This is a genomic window from Ignavibacteria bacterium (genome assembly GCA_016873775.1).
Classification (GTDB): Bacteria; Bacteroidota; Ignavibacteria; order UBA10030; family F1-140-MAGs086; genus JAGXRH01.
This window is the reverse complement of sequence record VGWC01000001.1, coordinates 36,833-51,355: the sequence shown is the minus strand read 5'-3', so window position 1 is coordinate 51,355 and position 14,523 is coordinate 36,833. Positions and strand designations below refer to the sequence as shown.

Here is a 14,523-nt window from a genome sequence, read left to right as displayed (position 1 = left end):
AAAAAGACATTTTTTTCAAAGGTTTCATCGCACAATATTTTTTCTTTTCCCTCAAACCTATATATTTGTCCCTCAAATTTTTTCACATTTTACCATCAGTTAGGATTTCTGGAGATTATTCGTGAATCCGTATCGAAATAAAGTATTATTTATCTTTGCTTGTACTCTTTTGGGAGTCGGCTATTTGTTTTGGAATCCCATTTCGCGCGCGATGGGTTTAAGCGATGACGCAACAAGTTACGGAAATATTCTTCCCGTTAAATTAGGTCTCGATTTACAGGGAGGAATGCGCGTTGTGCTTGAAGTGGACATCATAAAAATGTTTGATGACCTTGCAAAAAACAAAGACCAAAACTTTGAACACACTCTTGTAAAGGTGCGCAACGAAGCACGTACAAGCACAGAAGATGCAGTTTCCATCTTACAAAGGAATTTTTCAGAACAAAATATTCGTCTTGCAGTGTATTACGGCGATTTGCAAGAACAAAACGACGACGCTATCATTTCGAAATTGCAAACCGAAGCAACAACAGCAATTGACCGCGCCATCGAAATTGTTCGCAATCGTGTTGACCAATACGGTGTTTCGGAACCAACTATTCAGAAACAAGGAAGCACTCGCATCATTGTAGAACTTCCGGGGGTAAAAAATCAATCGCAGGTACGTACGCTTTTGCAAGGAACTGCTTTGTTGGAATTTAAATTGCTCAAAGACCCGGAGATCGTTTCCAAAACGTTTGAAGCGATTAACGGGACTCTAGCAAAACTTCACGGAATAGATACTTCAACAACAACGGCAACTTCCGATACATCAATGAAGCAACAAGATTCGTTGGAGACGAAAACGGATACATCATCTTCGATAACTCCGTCTCAAACCAAAAGCGACGAACAACTACGAAAAGAAAATCCGTTCTATGCTATCGTTCAGCCACCGCAACAAGGAGGACAAGAAGGATACGTGTTGGAAGAACATCGCGATTCGGTCATAAAAATTCTATCATTATCAGAAATCCAAAAAATTATTCCTGCAGATGTGCAATTTCATTGGGCAGCAAAACCGATTATTGCAGAAAATGAAAAGAAAATTTATGCGTTGTTTATGACGAGGAAAGAACCGGAACTTACCGGCGGTGTAATTGAAAACGCTAAAGTAGATTTTGTGTTGAATCAACCAGTTGTCAATATGGAAATGAATTCCGAAGGAGCGCGTGAATGGGCAAGAATTACGGGAGCAAATATCGATAAACGGATTGCTATTGTATTGGATAAAGGAGTGTATTCGGCGCCTGTAGTACGTTCAAAAATTCCTAACGGAATGTCGCAAATCGAAGGAATGGACGTTGCCGAAGCAAACATTTTACAAATCGTGTTGAAAGCAGGAGCGCTTCCTGCACCTGTAGATATTATCGAGCAACAAAGCGTTGGTGCTTCGCTTGGTTCAGATTCTATTCAGAAAGGATTACTTGCGTCGTTACTTGCGTTTGTTCTGACAATTTTATTTATGATTGTCTATTACAATTTTTCGGGAGTTGTTGCCAATATAGCAATCATTCTCAATCTGATTTTTCTTATTGTCATACTTGCGGGATTTCAAGGAGTGCTCACGCTTCCGGGAATTGCGGGAATTATTCTTTCGATGGCAGTTGCCGTTGATGCTAATGTACTGATTAATGAACGTGTTCATGAAGAATTAGCGACGGGAAAAACAACACGCGCTGCCGTTGATGCCGGTTACAAGAAGGCATTCACTGCAATTTTCGACTCGAACATTACCACGTTTATTACCGGCGTTATTTTATACCAGTTTGGTTCCGGACCAATTCAAGGTTTTGCACTTACGTTGATGATAGGAATTGTTGTGAGTATGGTAACGGCAATTTGGGTTACGCATATAATGTTTAATTACATTATGAGTAACGGAAAAACCGTCAATTTCGGATAAGAAAATATTTTGGAGTTCTTTATAAATGCGTCTTTTCAAACAAACACACATTGATTTTATGGGAAAGCGACGAATGTGGTTCGCCATTTCGCTTTCTGTTATAATTCTTGGAATGATTTCCCTTGTATTTAAAGGAATCGGTTGGGGAATTGATTTCCTTGGCGGAACAGAAGTCGTTGTACAATTTTCCCGCACCGTTGAAGTTTCCGAGATACGAACGGTAATGTCTAACGCAGGTTTTTCCCGCGCAGAAATAAAAGAATATGGCGAAGCGTCTCGTATTCTTATTCGCACTCCGGAACAAGGCGAAGGAACAACGGTCGCAGATAAAATTATTTCTTCTCTTTCGACTTCGTTTCCGCAAGACATTCCGCAAGTTTTGGAGGAACAAAAAATTGGTCCCAAAATTGGCGCGGAACTTCGACGTGGTGCAATGTATGCAATATTTGCTTCTCTTGTTGCAATACTTTTATACATCGGTTTCCGATTTAAGTTTATCTATGGTGTTGGAGCAGTTACCGCATTATTTCACGACGTTCTTGTTGTCCTCGGATTACTTTCTATCATTGATGGATTAACGCCATTTACCAACTTTGAAATTGACCAGAATATGATTGCGGCGCTTCTTACACTTGTTGGACTTTCCGTGAATGATACAGTTGTAATTTTCGACCGTATTCGCGAAAATCAAAAAATTCATCGCACAATGAATTTGTTCGACGTAATGAATAAAAGTCTGAATGAAACGTTAAGCAGAACGATCATAACTTCCGGAACGATATTTCTTGTTACGACAATACTCTTCTTTTTCGGCGGAGAAGTCAATCGCGGTCTCGGGTTTGCTCTTACGATTGGCGTTATCACTGGTACATATTCGTCTATTTATATTGCAAGTTCAGTAGTGCTGGAATACGTGAACTACAAAGTGTCGAAAACGTCAGAAGCAACAATGCTGAAAGTGAAAAAAGCAGGCGAACTTGTTAAGTAAAATTCAGATTTCATTTTTATCTTTTATTTGAAAGTCGTGAGTCGTAAATTTCTCACGACTTTTTTGCTTTAAAAAATTTTCACGCAGAATGAAATTGAAACTTATTTCCTTACTCATCGTGTTCATAGGATACGTTCATTCGCCGCTCTATTCCTTTTCGCAAAAGCAAATGCGCGATTCGATTCTCATAAAAAATTTACGCGAAGAAGTTGCTTTAAGTCAGCGTCTCATTAAACAATTGCAAGGAGATAAGACAAAATTGCAACGGGAAGTTAAGCGTTTGAAAGAATCGTTGCAAACATTGGAGACGCGAAAAAATTCCATTGAGGATTCGTTGGAAAGCGAGATTCAAACGCGCAATGATACGATTGATTTTAAAGAAACCGTCATACAAATGCTCACGACGCATCTTCAAATGAAACGCGATACCATTCAACAATTATGCACTGATACGATAAACTACGGAACGAGATACAGAACTTTAGAAGCGTTCGCGCAACAAAAAGACGAATGGTCTCGGCAACAAACAAAAACTCTTGAAGAACATCAGAAAACGATCGAATCATTGCGCGTATCTTTTTTAGAAACAGAACGTATTCTTCGACAACAAAACACTGCATTGCAACGCGAATACGATTCATTGAAAAATTTTATTTTCTTTAATTTACAAGCGGACTCTCTCAAAATTAAGCCGCTTATTCCTCAAAAATAATTGAACAGAAACAATCACTATGTACAAAAACACACTTATACTTGCAATGACACTTTTCCTCTTTTCTGCTTGTTCGAACGAAAACAAAGAAGCAGTTGATACTACGAGAGCGCAAATTGATTCCGTTCTTGTTGAAAAAAGTTCATCGGATACCGCATACCAGCGCGCGTTGAGTGAAATCAACGATATGAATGAAAATCTCGATGCGTTGTTGCGAAAGAGAAATATTATGCTGCAACTTAGACCCGAACACGGCGAAACACGGATATCGTTTCAGCAAAAACTTCAAATTATTGCCAACGAATTAGACCAACAAACAGATTTGATTCGCCGCTCGTCGCGAAAACTCGATAGTCTTGAAAAAGTCATCAAAACAATTCAACGGAAATATTCTTCGCTGCTGAACAGTTTTGATTCGTTGCTTGCTGCGAATGCAGACTTACGCGAAGAGAACGATAATCTGCGTGTTCAACTTGCAAGTGCGACAACGCTCATTCAGTTGCAACAGGATACCATTGCTTCGCTGCGAACATTACTAGCGGAAAAAAATAAAATCATCAACACCGCATTTTATTTAATCGGCACAGAAGATGAATTGGAGAAGAAAAAAATCATTGAAAGCAAAGGTGGAATTCTTGGCATTCGCAGCACTACCGTTTTAACAGGAAATCTCGAAAAAATGGGATTTACGGAAATTGACATCAACACAACAAAAGAATTTTCCATTGACGCTGATGACGTTAACGACGTAAAAATTCTTTCAACACATTCTTCCGCTTCGTACACCATTGAAAAAACCGAAGAAAAGAAATGCGTACTTCGTATCCTTGATGAACTCGAGTTTTGGAAAAGTTCAAAATTTTTAGTCGTCGAGATTGACTAACATAATTCCGTCGTCATAATTTTCTATAACAATGCGCGGCCTTCGCTCCACAAACATCAAATTCTTCTTGCTTGCCGTAGCATTTATATTGGTGCTTGGCATTCTCTATTACTCGCAATATATCGTAACAAATTTGCAAACAATCGTTCACCAACTTCTGCGCGATGAACAAAAAGTTGCAAATCTCTACGCCAAAACGATTGAACACGTTGCAAACAGCGAAACGCCCACCGATTTTGAATTTCTGTTTGATAAAATAATTTCCGCCATTGATTTTCCGCTTATCGAAACTGATGCTTCGGGAAATGTTATTAAATCGTATCGCAATGTAGTATTGGATTCCGCTCTTTCGGATTCTGCCCAAACATTTTTTTTGCGTCAACTGGTGAAGAAAATGGACGAACAGAATCCTCCCATCAAAATTGTTTATCAAGAAACACTGGTCGTGAGCGAAATTCATTACAGCGAATCTCACACGATTATCAGTATTCGAAAAATGATTGTGCAACTTCAACAACTTCCGTATGTCGAAATAAGTCTCGGCGCGATGTTTGTTTTGCTTGCATATTTCGGGTTCAGTTATTTAAAACGAAATGAACAAAGCAGTATTTGGGTGGGAATGTCAAAAGAAACGGCGCATCAACTCGGAACGCCGCTTTCGAGTATGATGGGATGGTTGGAAATCATCAAATCGCAGTTGCAACGCGATACGGATGAGCGGGAAAAAGCGTTAGAAACAATTTCCGAAATGGAAAATGATATTCAGCGGCTCAATAAAGTTGCCGAACGATTTTCAAAAATCGGTTCGAAGCCGAATTTAAAAGAAGAAAACATTCTCGAAATTATTCAAACGATTGTTGAATATTTTCAGAAACGTATCAACACTTCTACACGATTTGGCGCAGGAAAACAAGTTGCGTTTCAACTTCATCACAGCGGAGAAGCTCTTGCTCGCGTCAATCGTGAACTTCTTGAATGGGTGTTTGAAAATCTTGTAAAGAACGCTATTGACGCCATTGAAACAAAAAACGGAAGCATCACATTTTCGCTCGAAGGAAACAACAAAGTACTTTGCATTGATGTCGCTGATACAGGAAAAGGAATTATTGCGCAACACAGAAAAGAAGTGTTTCGTCCAGGTTACAGCACGAAAGAACGAGGATGGGGATTGGGACTTACGCTTTCAAAGCGAATTATTGAAATGTATCACAAAGGAAAACTGGAACTCGTTGAAAGCAAAGCCGGAAAAGGTACAACGTTTCGAATTACATTGCCAAAATAATTGGTGACGGATTTCGCAATGATACGGAGTTCACGTTGTTTTTTGAAAACTCCGCATCATTGCGCAAAATGCTTCTCCCCTTTTTAACGCAACGTTGTAAAAATTTACTTCAACAAAAGTAATTTCTTCGTTGCAACGAATGTTCCGTTCGCATCATACAAGCGATAGAAATACACGCCGCTGGATAAATATGAAGCGTCAAATTCTATTTCATGCGTTCCTGCATCAAACTCCATTTCATCAAGAAGCATTGCAATTTCTTCGCCAACTACATTATAGATTTTCAACGTAATAAGTGTTTGTTCAGGAATGTTGAACGCTATCGTGGTTGTCGGATTAAACGGATTCGGATAATTTTGCAGGAGAGAAAACTCCGATGGTATTTCATCATAACCAACAGTAGGAACAAAATTTCCGTTCGATTTGCTACTCGGTAATTCCTTAACCATTCCGATTTCCGACGCAGTTTTATATCCTGTCATTCGCACAGCATAGGGATTTTTGCTAACAACAATACCGAGAGAATCAACAATATAATTTGTACTATCGAATGTTGTTGCAAATCGTTCGTTTAACGGTTTGATTATTGCTGAAATACAATTATTGATTTGCGTGTATTCCGTAGTGGATTTGATATTCAATCTATCCCAGTACGTCATTAACGTATCAAAATAGTTGGCAATATCCCGAAGCGCCATTCCTTGCAATTGTTTTCCGAATAGCGTATGCGACGTATCCAAAATCAAACTTCCGAAACGGCGACCGGGAGCGTTTGTATCAACGGTAATCCCCGTGTCACTAGCAATAATATTCAAACGGAAAAGCACGCCTTGTTCCCACGCGGGATTGTCGTAAATTACTCGCGAAGGTTTGATTGCTTTTACAAGTTTCTTATTCGATTTTCCGGGAATACGAAGATAGTCAATCGGATAGGTTGTTGCGTTGTGCGCGCTTGTATAGAGTTTTGCTAATTCACCTGCTTTTTTGAAAAATATCCATCCGTATTTTTTCGCCGAATCTTTCAAAACTTGTGGAACACCAAGAAATGTTGTTCCTGCTTTTCCGATTTTCTTGAAAACATTTTCCACTGCTGTTGCAATATTCGGTTTTACCGTAAGCAATCCTCCCTTGTATTTCATCTTATTCGGTTTTGAAGAAATATCCGTTGTCGCTTTAAACGTTCGGTATTTTGCTAATCCGGGAAAGTTGCCAAAGATTAAATTATTCACTGATGTTCCGCTTGAAATTGAAGCAAGATACGAACCGTTATTTGCAGGTAATGTTTGCGCCCATCCTGCTTGTTGAACTTCGCTCACGGTATAATTTCCTGCAAGTAAATTCGTGAACGCATAGTTTCCATTTGCATCCGTAGTTGTCGAATCTGCTTTGGCTCCGCTGATTTTAATTTTCCATCCCGACAACCCACCATCGTTTTCGTCTTTCGTTCCGTTGCCATTGATGTCGAGGAATTTCATTCCGGAAATTGTACCGTTTTGAAAATTTCCGAAATCTTTTCCCGTTGCATTTTCGCCACTTGCAAGATTCAATGTATAATTTCCAGCATTTGCAGGTAGCGTTTGTGTCCATCCGTTTTGTAATTCTTCCGTTACAATATAACCGCCGGAAGTAATGTTCGTAAAAATATAGTATCCGTTGGCATCCGTTATCACGGAATCGGTTTTAGCGCCGGTAAGTTTGATTTTCCAATCCTGCAAACCGACTTCGTTTCCATCTTTTGTTCCATCGCCATCAGTGTCGTTAAATAACGTTCCGCTAATTGAGCCAAGCGTTACATTTCCAAAATCTTTTCCAGTTAAATTGCTTCCGCTTTCAACAAGAAGTGAATATGTTCCCGGTGTCGGCGGATATGTTTGAAACCATCCACCTTGCAATTCTTCACTGATGGTATAATTTCCGTATGTTAGGTTTGCAAATGTATAGTTTCCATTCGCATTGGAAAGAACAGAATCGGTAACAATACCGGAAATTTTAATTTTCCAGTTTGCAACTCCCGGCTCTCCGTTATCTTTCGTTCCATCAGCATCAAGGTCGTTAAATTTTGTTCCGCTAATGCTTCCAAGTTGAAAATTTCCGAAGTTCACACTTCCCGAATTGAAACCACTCGTCATCGAAATTGCAGAAGGATTTGCGCTTGTTCGAATCCATCCACTTTGTAATTTTTCCCGAACGAAATATGTTCCTTTCGGCAAATCGGTGAATACATATCCGTCGTCGGCAGTTACGGCGGAATCTATAAGCGTCAATGTATCGGGACTGAATAAATACACCGTCCATCCGGAAAGATTGGAATCTCCCGCATCGCGAACACCGTTTCCGGTAACGTCATTATATTTCAAACCGGCAATGGTTCCGAGTTGAAAGTTCCCAAAATTATTTCCACTCAAATTATTTCCACTGGAAATAGATAGCGAATAAGTTCCCAGTGGTGAAGGCGCAGTTTGCATCCATCCGTTTTGCGATGCTTCGCTCACAGTGTAATTTCCCGCAGTTAAATTTCCAAACGAATAATCTCCTCCGGCGTTAGTAAATGTTGAATCAGATGTTGCTCCCGAAAGTCGAATCTTCCAATTAGAAATTCCTGTTTCGTTTCCGTCTTTTGTACCGTTGCCGTTGAGGTCATTAAATTTCATTCCGCTGATAGTTGCAAGTTGAAATTCTCCGAAATCTTTATTCGAAAAACTGCTTCCACTTTGTACGGAAATGGAAAATGTTGACGGAGAAACGGGAACAGTTTGCACATATCCGTTTTGTACTACAACGCTCACCGTATAATTTCCCGCAGTGAGATTTCCAAACGAATAATTTCCGTTTGCGTTTGTCAACGTCGAATCCGTGCGTGTTCCTGACAAACGAACGCGCCATCCTTCGAGACCGTTTTCGCCCGCATCGTTGGTTCCGTCACCATCAGTATCGGTGAACACAACACCGCTCACACTTCCGTATTGAAAATTGCCGAAGTTTTTATTCGCTGCATTGGTTCCGCTGTTTATATTTACTGAATACGTTGAAGGAGATGTTGGAAACGTTTGCATCCATCCGCTTTGCAATACTTCGCTCACGGTGTATGTTCCCGCAGATAAATTCACAAACGAATAATTTCCATTTGCATCAGTAAGAACGGAATCATTTTGAGGACCGGAAATTTTTATTTTCCAGTTTTGAAGTCCGTTTTCACCAACATCTTGAGCGCCGTTTCCATTCACGTCATTGAATTTCAAACCACTGATTTCTCCTTGCATAAAGTTTCCGAAATCTTTATTCACTGCATTTGTTCCACTTTGAATATTCACTGAATACGTACCGGGATTTGGCGGCATCGTTTGAATATATCCGTTTTGCTGCACTTCGCTGAGCGTGTACGTTCCGACGTTTAAATTTGTGAATGAATAATTTCCATTGGCATCCGTAAGAACAGAATCATTGATTGCGCCGGAAATTTTTATTCTGAAATTCTGCAATCCAACTTCGCCGCCATCTTTTGCGCCGTTTCCATTTGCGTCGTTGAATTTTATTCCACTTACGGAACCAAGATGAAAATTCCCAAAATCGCTGTTGGTTGAAATAGTTCCACTTGTAATTGTAACGGAAAGCGTTGTCGGTGATGTTGTTTGCACATAACCGCTTTGCACAACTTCGGATAAAGAATAATTTCCGGCAGATAAACTTGTGAACAAATAATTTCCGTTCGCATCTGTTGTTACAGAATCAATGCGAGGACCAGTGATTTTTATTTTCCACGATTGCAAACCGCTTTCACCAAATTCCCGAACGCCATCGCCATCAATATCGTTGAAAACATTTCCTGAAATTGTTCCGAGTTGAAAATTGCCAAAATCCTTATCAATGTTCACATCGCCGCTCAACATCGTAATGGAAAACGACGTTGGTGAAGATGTTTGCGACCAACCGTTTTGCACTGCTTCACTGACTGTATAATTTCCGGGACCTAAACTCGTGAAGGAATATTGTCCCAAAGCATTCGTAAGCATCGAATCTGTTTTTGCTCCCGAAAGACGAATGCGCCAGTTTTCAAGCAAAGGTTCGCCAACATCTTTTATTCCATCACCATCGGTGTCATTGAATTTCACGCCGGCAATCGAGCCAAGTTGAAAGTTTCCAAAATTTTTTCCTGTGTAATTTGTTCCGCTGTTGATAAGAACAGAATGAGTCCCCGGTAATGAAGGAAAAGTTTGCACCCATCCGCTTTGTACAATTTCACTCACAGTATATGTTCCGGCAATTAAATTTGAAAACGTATAATTTCCGTTCGCATCTGTAAATACAGAATCATTCATTGGACCTGAGATTTTTATTTTCCAGTTTTCTAAACCAACTTCTCCGACTTCTTTCATTCCATCGCCGTCTGTATCATTGAATTTGGTTCCGCTCATACTACCAAATTGAAAATTTCCGAAATTATAGTCGGAAAAAACGATTGTAGAAGCGCCAACATTGATGTTGTAATTCCCACCGAAAAGCGGAAGCGTTTGCATCCATCCGTTTTGCGACTCTTCACTAATAGTGTACGAACCCGCAGAAAGATTGCTGAAAGAAAATGCGCCGCTTCCATCGGTTGTATCGGAAGCAGTTGACTTTCCCGAAAGATTGATTACCCAATTTGCAAGAAGCGCTTCTCCGTTATCTTTTGCGCCGTTTCCGTTTGTATCGTTAAATTTCACACCACTGATTGAACCGCCTATAATCGTTAGCGTTTGCGCATTGGAAGTTCCACCTGCAGGCGCCGGGTTAAAAACCGTGATGCTGTAATTTCCTGGATTCAACAAGTCGCTTGCGGGAATTGTTGCTTCAAGTTGCGAATTGTTGATAAATGTTGTTGCTCTATCAGAACCGTTCAATCGTACGACGGAAACATTGATGAAATTTGTTCCACTTACCGTAAGTGTAAATTCCGCATCACCGACATTTTTTGTTGTTGGAGAAATACTTGTTGTTGATGGAACTGGATTATCCACTTGTTCGCCGATTTGAAAATCGCTGAACGACGTTGAGCTAAGTATTTGCGTTGACATTCCTGTTTTTGTTCCAACAGTATGCGTATTCCACGAACTTCCGTCGTAACTTTGAACAATAAAACTATTCGTGTTTGCGCTTGCATCAACATCCGTAGAAAGAAAATTGAAAACGGCATCGTACGAAGTGAGTGCAATTCCGTTGTTTGCCAAACTCCAGAAACGATTCACGCTTTTATCGGAACGAACATTAGAAGTTGCAATATTCGGATGGTCGCCGTTGGTTGTGCTAACAGTAAGTTTTCCGGAAGTTGAAACATTATTGAACGAAAGAGAAACGGGCAAGTAATTGCTACCCTTTCCAATTTCAAACGTCTTTGAAGAGTTTCCTGCTGAAATTGCTTTTTCTAAATTCCCGATGACGTGCCCACTTGTGTGCGAAACAGAACCGGTCGAATTGATAATAACTTTATTCGTATTTGTAGTAATATTCCCGTTTGAGAGAGTAAGCGTTCCATTCACTGTAATATCGGAAGCCGCAAGAACTCCATTGGTATCATTGACGTGGAGATTAGTGAACGGGCCATTGCCGGAAATTTCATGTTCTGCAGTTCCTCCCGAAAGCAAAATTTTTCCTGAACCGGTATGCGCATCGTCATTTTCAACATTGCCGTTTGCGGTTACCGTAAATCCTCCATCAGCGAAACTTCCGGAAGTAAGAGAAAGCGTTCCGTTCACTGTTACATTTCCACTAAGAGTTTTTGTGCCGCTTCCGCTTGTTGCAAGATTGTTATACGTAAGAGAAGGAATTACTTGTGTACTTCCATTAAAATCTATTGTACTATTTGTTGTCGAGTACGAATTTGTTCCTTTTGTAAAGGTACCTGCAATTCCGATTGTTCCGCCGGAAGCAAACACGCGTTCCCCGATTCCTGTGCTTGTGAGATTATTATAATTGAACGCTGGAATTGTTTGAGTACCTGAGCCGTTAAATTCTATCGTGCTTCCGGTAATAGTGAACGAATTGAAACCGGGGTCAAACGCTTTTGCAATACCGATTATTCCGCTGGAAGCAAGAATACGATTTCCGGAATTGCTACTGGTTAGATTTCCGTAATTTTTTGCCGAAATTGTTTGCGTACCGTTTCCATTATATTCAACAGTGCTGGAAGTTGAAATACTGTACGCATTAAATGTTGGAAAGGAATTGGAACCGCCAATCGTTAACGTTGCTCCGCTTCCGATTGTGAGTATTCCGCCACCGCCTGCTTGTGAAACAGAAAACGATGAAAGTTTTAAAATTCCGCTGGAAATATTGAGTGAACTTAAATCGGAAATGTTCATTCCCAGTGCAACGGAAGCGCCGCCGATTTTTGAAATTGCTATCGCATTAAACGAAGTCGGCGAAGTTGTTCCGTTGATATTTGCATTTTCAGAACCGCTGAAAGTAACGGTATTTGCAGAATTGGAAAATGTTCCGTTATTCGTCAAATTACCTGTAATACTAAAATTTTGCGTTGCAGTAATATTTCCCGTAACACTGATAATGAACGAATGAAACGAAGTTACTCCGCTTCCGGAAATTGTTTTTCCTGCACCTGTCATTGTCATCGTGGACGTATTTTCTAACATTGTTCCCGAATTGGAAATACTTCCTGCAATGGAATGTGCGTAGGAAGCCACGTCGAAACTCACGGAATTTCCAATTGTAAAATCATTGTGAAGAGAAAGATTTCCTGTTACGGTTTTTGTTCCACCGCCTTCAAATTGTAAATTGTAAACTGTAAGCGCGGGAATGTTTTGCGCTCCTGTTCCGTTGAATTTTACCGTGTTGGGAGTATTGGAAGTTGCGTTAAAATTTTCCGAAGAAGTTGAAAGCGTCGCCGCAATCCCAAGCGTTGTATTCGCAGCTAATGTAAGTGTTCCGCTTACCGTTACATCATAGAAATTGATTGTTCCTGTTCCTGAAAGAATGGATGTTCCGGAAAATGTAACTGCGCCGCTTGTAGCAGAAAATGAACCGTTCACTGTTAAATTTCCTGCGATAGAAAACGAACTGGAGGTGGTATACGAACTTGAAAGCGATAAATGATTGAATTTAATCAATGAACCACTGATACTTTTTGAAGTTCCGGTTAATGAAACTGTTCCGACTCCTCCGCTTATATGGGTGAAAGATGCGCCTGGATTGGAAGTGAAATTTCCTGAGACGGAAATATTTGTAGAAGAAGAAGTGGAAATTCCGTTTCCGGAAAAATTCACATCGTAAAAATTATTTGTTCCGTTCCCGCTCAATGTTGTATTGGAGCCGTTGAAAGTTACTGCACCATTTGCTGATGAATTATATGTGCCGCTGTTAGTCCAATTACCATAAACATTGTGAGAATAATTACTTCCGTTCAGAGTGCAACCGTTTCCAATTGTAACGTTTCCGGAAATATTCAGAGCATTATTTGCGTTTGCCGTTAGTGAAGTTCCAGAACCATTGTTTAGAATCAAGTTTCCTTCAATAGTAGTTGAAGATGAAGGAAGAGTTTTTGTAACCGTCGCGCCGGCGTTGCTCAAAGTGAGATTTCCGTACGTTTGTGCAGCAACTGTTTGATTCGTTCCGTTGTATTCAACAGTACTTGCAACATCTATGGTAATATTTCCATATCCTGAAGGAAACGAATTTGTTCCGCCGATGTTCAGAGAAGTATTTTCTGCAATGTCCAATATTCCTCCTCCGCCATTTGCGGTGAACGTTGATAAATTAAGAGTTCCTTCAAGGAGATACAAATCTTCTGTAACGGTAAGATTTCCTCCTGCTGTTTTTGTCATTCCACCTGCAAGATTTAATACTGCATAACTCAACGAATTATCAATGGTTTGATTTGCTGTTGAAGCGTTATAGTGAACAATACTCAACGGTTCCAGAGTTTTCGTTCCGCTCAAAGAAATATTTCCTGCGAACGTGGAAGCATTGATGTATAACGTTCCGTATAAATTCAGCGAACCACTTCCCAAAACAGCAAACGAATTTGGTTCGAATGTTCCATTCATTGTCAGCGATGTATTAACTGTAATATTGGATAGCAACGCAATGGAATCATTCGTTACAACTGTTTTAAATGGACCGGAACCGCTCATCGTTGCTGGTAATTCAAATGAAACAGTAGCAACTGCATTAGCGGCTGTATATGCTCCCGTTTGAATCCAGTTCCCACTCACGGATAATATTCGGGTTCCGCTTGTCGCACTGTGAACAAGTGTACCGTTTGCGCCTATCGTTACATTACCTGAAACCGAAAAATTGTTGTTTCCGGTTGTAAGAGTGGAAGGCACTGTTTCGTTTCCAATAGTTAGATTGTTGCACGAAGCGGAAGTGGTATTTATCGTTGGTTGCGTTGTTCCCACCATATTTGCATCTCCAATGATAGCATCAACACCGCTATTGGGAACGCCATTGGTCCAGTTGCTTGCTGTATTCCAAGCAGTTGTTCCGTTTCCTTTCCACGAAGTTGATTGTGCTAAAACAATTATCGGGAAAATGAAGAAAATAACAATCAGTCTTGAGAGAATTTTTGAATAGTGAAGATCTATAAGAAGAGAACGCTGTATCATCGGCATCATAAAAAAGATTCCTTTCGAAAAAGAAGAAAAAAGTAAAAATGAAGAATATCTTGTTGAAATAATATAATTGAATAAAAACTTATAGAATTATATAAAATATTTTTTCCATA

The 14,523-nt window shown here is 40.0% G+C and carries 6 protein-coding genes; 5 read left to right on the top strand and 1 reads right to left on the bottom strand.

The window, feature by feature from the left end:
- Nucleotides 1–184: 184 nt before the first annotated feature.
- From secD to FJ218_00175, 5 genes are all read left to right on the top strand, one after another.
- Nucleotides 185–1,945, top strand: a complete 1,761-nt coding sequence (secD, locus tag FJ218_00195; GenBank protein MBM4165343.1) for a protein translocase subunit SecD — start codon at nucleotides 185–187, stop codon at nucleotides 1,943–1,945.
- A 25-nt stretch (nucleotides 1,946–1,970) separates the two neighbouring features.
- The gene (gene secF, locus FJ218_00190; protein MBM4165342.1) at nucleotides 1,971–2,933 is read left to right on the top strand and encodes a protein translocase subunit SecF; all 963 of its coding nucleotides are present in this window, start codon (nucleotides 1,971–1,973) and stop codon (nucleotides 2,931–2,933) included.
- Nucleotides 2,934–3,021: 88 nt separating this feature from the next.
- Nucleotides 3,022–3,645 (top strand): hypothetical protein, encoded by a 624-nt coding sequence (locus tag FJ218_00185; GenBank protein MBM4165341.1) that lies wholly within the window; start codon nucleotides 3,022–3,024, stop codon nucleotides 3,643–3,645.
- Between the two features lie 19 nt (nucleotides 3,646–3,664).
- The gene (locus tag FJ218_00180) at nucleotides 3,665–4,528 is read left to right on the top strand and encodes a hypothetical protein (GenBank protein MBM4165340.1); all 864 of its coding nucleotides are present in this window, start codon (nucleotides 3,665–3,667) and stop codon (nucleotides 4,526–4,528) included.
- A 31-nt stretch (nucleotides 4,529–4,559) separates the two neighbouring features.
- Nucleotides 4,560–5,810 (top strand): HAMP domain-containing histidine kinase, encoded by a 1,251-nt coding sequence (locus tag FJ218_00175; GenBank protein ID MBM4165339.1) that lies wholly within the window; start codon nucleotides 4,560–4,562, stop codon nucleotides 5,808–5,810.
- Between the two features lie 104 nt (nucleotides 5,811–5,914).
- On the opposite strand, the gene FJ218_00170 is transcribed toward FJ218_00175, so the two are convergent.
- On the bottom strand, nucleotides 5,915–14,413 hold the full coding sequence (locus FJ218_00170) for a T9SS type A sorting domain-containing protein (protein ID MBM4165338.1): 8,499 nt from the start codon (nucleotides 14,411–14,413) through the stop codon (nucleotides 5,915–5,917).
- Between the last annotated feature and the right edge of the window lie 110 nt (nucleotides 14,414–14,523).

Excerpts from the sequence above, each read along its gene's own strand:
- secF (MBM4165342.1), top strand. The coding sequence starts at position 1,971 with ATGCGTCTTTTCAAACAAACACACATTGATTTTATGGGAAAGCGACGA.
- FJ218_00185 (MBM4165341.1), top strand. The coding sequence starts at position 3,022 with ATGAAATTGAAACTTATTTCCTTACTCATCGTGTTCATAGGATACGTT.
- FJ218_00180 (MBM4165340.1), top strand. The coding sequence starts at position 3,665 with ATGTACAAAAACACACTTATACTTGCAATGACACTTTTCCTCTTTTCT.
- FJ218_00175 (MBM4165339.1), top strand. The coding sequence starts at position 4,560 with ATGCGCGGCCTTCGCTCCACAAACATCAAATTCTTCTTGCTTGCCGTA.
- FJ218_00170 (MBM4165338.1), bottom strand. The coding sequence starts at position 14,413 with ATGATGCCGATGATACAGCGTTCTCTTCTTATAGATCTTCACTATTCA.